This window comes from Cryobacterium sp. 10I5 (assembly GCF_035019865.1).
Classification (GTDB): Bacteria; Actinomycetota; Actinomycetes; order Actinomycetales; family Microbacteriaceae; genus Cryobacterium; species Cryobacterium breve_A.
This window is the reverse complement of record NZ_JASJVI010000148.1, coordinates 1-4,909: the sequence shown is the minus strand read 5'-3', so window position 1 is coordinate 4,909 and position 4,909 is coordinate 1. Positions and strand designations below refer to the sequence as shown.

5 protein-coding genes are annotated in these 4,909 nt (G+C 71.0%); 2 read left to right on the top strand and 3 right to left on the bottom strand.

All coding sequences use genetic code 11. From position 1 onward, the window contains the following. Window positions 1-42 precede the first annotated feature (42 nt). Window positions 43-900 carry an ADP/ATP-dependent (S)-NAD(P)H-hydrate dehydratase gene (locus tag QN350_RS19015; RefSeq protein WP_323517121.1) on the top strand — a complete coding sequence of 286 codons (858 nt, stop codon included), beginning with the start codon at window positions 43-45 and terminating at the stop codon, window positions 898-900. Window positions 901-920: 20 nt separating this feature from the next. Here the strand turns inward: QN350_RS19015 and QN350_RS19010 are convergent, their stop codons facing one another. Genes QN350_RS19010 through QN350_RS19000 form a run of 3 tightly spaced genes read right to left on the bottom strand, consistent with a single transcriptional unit; the run spans window position 921 to window position 3,510 of the window. Further along, window positions 921-1,679 carry an amino acid ABC transporter ATP-binding protein gene (locus QN350_RS19010; protein WP_323517118.1) on the bottom strand — a complete coding sequence of 253 codons (759 nt, stop codon included), beginning with the start codon at window positions 1,677-1,679 and terminating at the stop codon, window positions 921-923. Then, window positions 1,676-2,578, bottom strand: coding sequence for an amino acid ABC transporter permease (locus QN350_RS19005; protein ID WP_323517116.1), 903 nt, complete (start codon window positions 2,576-2,578; stop codon window positions 1,676-1,678). Before QN350_RS19005 ends, QN350_RS19010 begins: the two co-directional genes overlap by 4 nt. Then, window positions 2,575-3,510 carry a transporter substrate-binding domain-containing protein gene (locus QN350_RS19000; RefSeq protein WP_323517114.1) on the bottom strand — a complete coding sequence of 312 codons (936 nt, stop codon included), beginning with the start codon at window positions 3,508-3,510 and terminating at the stop codon, window positions 2,575-2,577. Before QN350_RS19000 ends, QN350_RS19005 begins: the two co-directional genes overlap by 4 nt. Window positions 3,511-3,629: 119 nt before the next feature. On the opposite strand from QN350_RS19000, the gene QN350_RS18995 reads away from it, so the two are divergent. Beyond that, the coding region (locus tag QN350_RS18995) for a glycosyltransferase 87 family protein (RefSeq protein WP_323517113.1) at window positions 3,630-4,909 on the top strand (1,280 nt) is incomplete at its 3' end.

The following is a 4,909-nucleotide window of genomic DNA, read 5'->3' as shown; positions in this document are numbered from 1 at the left end:
CGGGCTGAGTCAGGGGCACGCAAACCAATCTATCGTGGGGTCATGAGTGGTTTCGCGGGATGGCAGGCCTGGACCGGAGCACAGGCGCGAGAGTGGATCGCCGTGCCCGCGGCATCCGCCGACAAGTACAGCAGGGGCGTGCTCGGCGTGCGCGCGGGCTCACGCGCCTACCCGGGCGCCGCCGTGCTCGGGGTCGAGGCGGCCATGCGCACGGGCCTCGGGATGGTGCGCTACCTCGGCCCCCGCCGGGCCACGGACCTCGTGCTGCAGCGCCGACCCGAGGTCGTCACCGCGCCTGGACGAGTGCAGGCCTGGCTGCTCGGCTCGGGGATGGATGCCGCCCAGCGCTCTGACGCGACGCTCGAAGCGCTCGAGGCCGCGTTCGCCGAGGGGGTTCCCGTCGTGTGCGACGCGGGCGCCCTCGACCTGGTGGACCGGAAGACCGGCCCGACCGTGATCACCCCGCACTACCGGGAGCTCGCCGGGCTGCTGTCCGGCGCGGCCTTTGGACGGCGGGGCGACGCGACTCCCGCGGACATCGCTGCGGACCCGGGGGAGTGGGCCGTGCGCGCCGCGGGCGTGCTCGGCGTGTCCGTGTTGCTCAAGGGGGCTGTGACGTACGTCGCCTCGCCCGGCGGCACCCGGCTGACGGTGACCGGGGCCCCACCGTGGCTTGCGACGGCGGGCGCAGGGGACGTGCTCGGGGGTATCCTCGGCGCCCTGTTCGCAACCCACGCTGCGGCGCTCGAGGCGGATGCCGAGGCGTGCGCCGCCCTCGCGGCGACCGCCGCGCTCGTGCACGGTCTCGCGGCGACCCGGGCGTCCGCCGGCGGCCCGCTCGTGGCCCTCGACGTCGCCGAGGCCGTCCCCGCGACGATCGCGGCCCTCCTCCGCCCCTGACCCCGCTCCCGCGGACCGAATCAGCGCGGGGGGATGCGTGCCAGGAAGGCGCGGGTGCGCGGCTCGCGCGGGGCGCCGAAGACCTGCTCCGGCGGCCCGAACTCGAGCACCCGGCCGGCGTCGATGAACGCGACCCGGTCGGCGACGTCCCGCGCGAAGCCCATCTCGTGGGTCGCCATCACGATCGTCGTTCCCGACTGCTTGAGCTGCCGCACGAGGTCGAGAACCTCGCCGACGAGCTCGGGGTCGAGCGCGCTCGTCACCTCGTCGAGCAGGAGCAGTTCGGGGTCTGTCATGATGGCGCGCACGATCGCGGCACGCTGCTGCTGGCCGCCGGACAGCCGGTCGGGGAAGTCGCGCGCCTTCCCGGACAGGCCAATCTGGTCGAGCAGTTCGAGGCCGCGCACCTCGGCCGTGCGGCGCGGCACCCGGTGCACGATCCGGCTCGCGAGGGTGACGTTGTCGAGCACGCTCAGGTGAGGGAACAGGTTGAACTGCTGGAACACCACACCGATCCGGGCGCGCACGGCGTCCCCGTTCGCGCGCGGGTCGCTGATGTCCCTGCCGGTGAGCCAGACCTGGCCGTCGTCGACGCGCTCGAGCAGGTTGATCACCCGGAGCAGGGTCGACTTCCCCGAGCCGCTCGCCCCGATCAGGGCGACGACCTCGTGCTGGTGCACGACGAGGTCGATGCCGCGGAGCACGGGAACCGAACCGAAGCTCTTGTAGACGTCGTCGACCCGGAGGACCGGCACGACGGCATCCGTTGCCCCGCTCATACGACCCCTCCGACCTGTTCGCGGCGGCGCATCCTGGCCGACAGCCAGTCCGTGAGCCGGATCATCGGCAGGGCGAGCAGCACGAAGAGCAGCCCGGCGAGCACGTACGGCGTGAAGTTGAAGCTCGCGGCCGTCTCGATCTGGGCGGCCCTGACCGCGTCGACGGCGCCGAGCACGCTGATCAGGCCGACGTCCTTCTGCATCGCGACGAAGTCGTTCATCAGCGCCGGCGTCACCTTGCGGAGCGCCTGCGGCAGCACGATCGTGCGCAGGGTACGACCGTGGCTGAGGCCGAGCGACCTTCCGGCGAGCACCTGCGAGGGGTGCACGGCCTCGATCCCCGCCCGCCACACCTCGGCGACATAGGCCGAGTAGGTCAGCACGAGCGCGATCGTGCCCCAGACGTACGAGGGCAGCTTCGGGAACACCCCGAGGCCGGGCAGCCCGAACCCCACGAGGTAGAGCACGATGATGAGCGGCATACCGCGGAACAGGTCGGTGTACCCGGCGGCGAGGGCGCGCAGCGGGAAGAAGACCGCGCCGCGCAGGGTGCGCATCGTCGCGAGCAGCAGACTCACGATCAGCACGCCGACGGCCGCCACGAGCAGCACGCGGATGTTGAGCAGCAGCCCGTCGAACACCCGCGGCCAGGCCTTCACCGCGACCGTGGGGTCGAAGAAGGACTGCTGTACCCGGGTCCAGCCCGGTGTGTTGACCACGAAGACCCAGATCACGATCGCGAACGCGAGGGTGCTCACCGCGCTCAGCAGCACCGACCGGGTGGTCTGTGCGCGACGGTACGCCCTGCGGCCGACTTCGACCGCGCTCGGTTGCCGGGCCGGCCGACCCGTGCCGGAGTCGGTACCCGTGTCGGCCCCTGGAGCTTCGGCCGGTGTCACTTCAGGACGGGCGCGTCCGCGTTGCCGGCGAGCCAGGTGTCTGCGAGGTTCGCGAGGGTGCCATCGGCGCGGAGGGCGTCGACGGCGGCGCTCACCGCGGCGGTCAGGGGGCTGTCCTTGGCCAGGACAAGGCCGAAGGCGTCGGTACCCGCCTGGGCGCCCGGCGTTGCGCCGGGGGTGGGGGTCGGACTGGCGGACCCCGCCGCGGCATCGGGCAGCTGACCGATGATCGTGCCGCCGTCGAGTTCGACCCCCGTGAGGTAGAACGCGGTCGGGAGGTCGACGACGATCGCGTCGACGGTTCCGTTCTGCAGCGCGAGCTTTGCGTCGTCGTTCGTGTTGAACGCCTGGACACCCTGGTTCGGTGCGATCAGCTTCTCCGCTTCCGTGAAGCTCGTCGTGCCGGTCGCGGCCCCGACCAGGAGGCCCTTGAGCCCGGCGAGCGAGGTCACGGAGGCGGCCGGGGAGGTGCCGACGGTGATCACCGCCTGGGTGGTCTCGTAGTACGGCGAGGAGAAGTCGACCTGCTGGGCGCGTTCCGCCGTGATCGAGAACTGCTGCAGGTTGAAGTCGAAGCCCTTCGGCCCCGGAGCGATCGCCTCGTCGAAGGTGGTCCGCACCCAGGTCACATCCTGCTTCGCGAAGCCGAGCTTGCCGGCGACGGCGTAGGCGACGGCGGCCTCGAAACCCTTGCCGGATGCCGGTGAGTCGTCGATCGCCCAGGGGAAGTACGCGGGTTCCCCAGTTCCGATCGTGAGCTTGCCCGGCGTGAGATACATGCTCGGGTCCGGCGAGCTGAGCGACGGGGCCGCCGTCGCACGGGAGCCCGCGCCCGGCGCCGGGCTCCCGGCAGAGCAGGCGCTCAGGAGCAGCGCACCCGCAAGGGAGACGGCAAGCACCAAAACGTGACGGGACCTGCGACGATTCAGCATTGACCACTCCTTGGGATGACTGTCTCTGGCCATCATGACGCATCTTCCCTCGGTCGTCGGCATGCACCCGGCGAATGTGACGGTCTCGTTAAGTACACCGTGATGTGGGAAAGTGGAACGTGCCCGATTCCCTCGCCCCGAAACCGCCGGTGCGGTTCACGGCAGGGCTGAGCCCGCGTGTCCTGCTGTGGTTCGGATTCGTCGTCGTGCACGCCTGGCTCGTGTACATCTGCTTCGTGGCGGTCGGCTGGCCGCTCGGCGACGTGGACGTCGTCTACCTCGGCTGGGCGACCGACGCGGCGAGCGGCGCGGCCCTCGTCGGCATCACCGCGCCGTTCGTCTACCCTGTGCTCGCCGTCGTGCCGATCGTCGCAGCTCTCGCCTTCGGCACCGCGTCGTACACGGCGACGTGGCTGGGAATCGTCACCCTGCTCAACGCTGTTGCCTTCGCTGCCCTGACCGGGCGTCGCCGCGGGTCCCGTGCGCTCGTTGCCGCGGCCTGGTGGCTGGGGTTCCTCCTGCTGCTCGGTCCGGTCGCGCTCGCCAGGATCGACTCGATCACGGCCCCGCTCGTCATCCTCGCCGTGCTGTGGCTGCGGTCCCGGCCGGTCTGGGGCACCGTGATCCTCACGGTCGCGACCTGGGTGAAGATCTGGCCGATCGCCGTCATCGCGGCCCTGGTCATCGCCTTGAAACAGCGGATGCGCGCCGGCTACGCCTTCCTAGGCACGAGCGCCGTCATCGTGGTCGCAGCACTCAGCCTCGGCAGCGGCCTCCGGGTGTTCAGCTTCATCTCCGAGCAGACCAACCGGGGAATCCAGATCGAGTCTCCCGTCGGCGCGATCTGGATGGTGCAGGCCGCCCTGCGGATCCCGGGCAGCTACATCTATTACGACCACGACATCCTCACCTTCCAGGTCGTCGGCCCAGGATCTTTCATCGCCGTCGCGCTCATGACGCCGATGCTCGCGCTCTGCATCGCCGCGGTGCTGCTGATCGGGGTACGGGCGACGCGGGCGGGCGCGAGCTTCGAACGGCTGTTTCCGCCCCTCGTCCTCGCGCTCGTCGTGACGCTGATGGCGGTCAACAAGGTCGGCTCGCCGCAGTTCGTGATCTGGCTCGCCGCGCCGACCATCCTCGGCATCCTGCTGTGGGGGCGGGGCTGGCGCACCCCGACCGTCCTCGTCACGGTCATCGCCGCGCTCACCCAACTCGTCTACCCCTACCTCTACGACTGGCTGCTCGTCGCCAATCCGCTGATGGTGCTCGCCCTCTCGACGCGTAACGTGCTCGAGTTCGTCCTGCTCGCCTGGGCCGTCCGGGAGGTCTGGGCCCTCGGCAGCCACTCCGCGCAGCACGGCGGTCACCCCGGCACCCGCGTCACCGCCCGCCCCGCAGC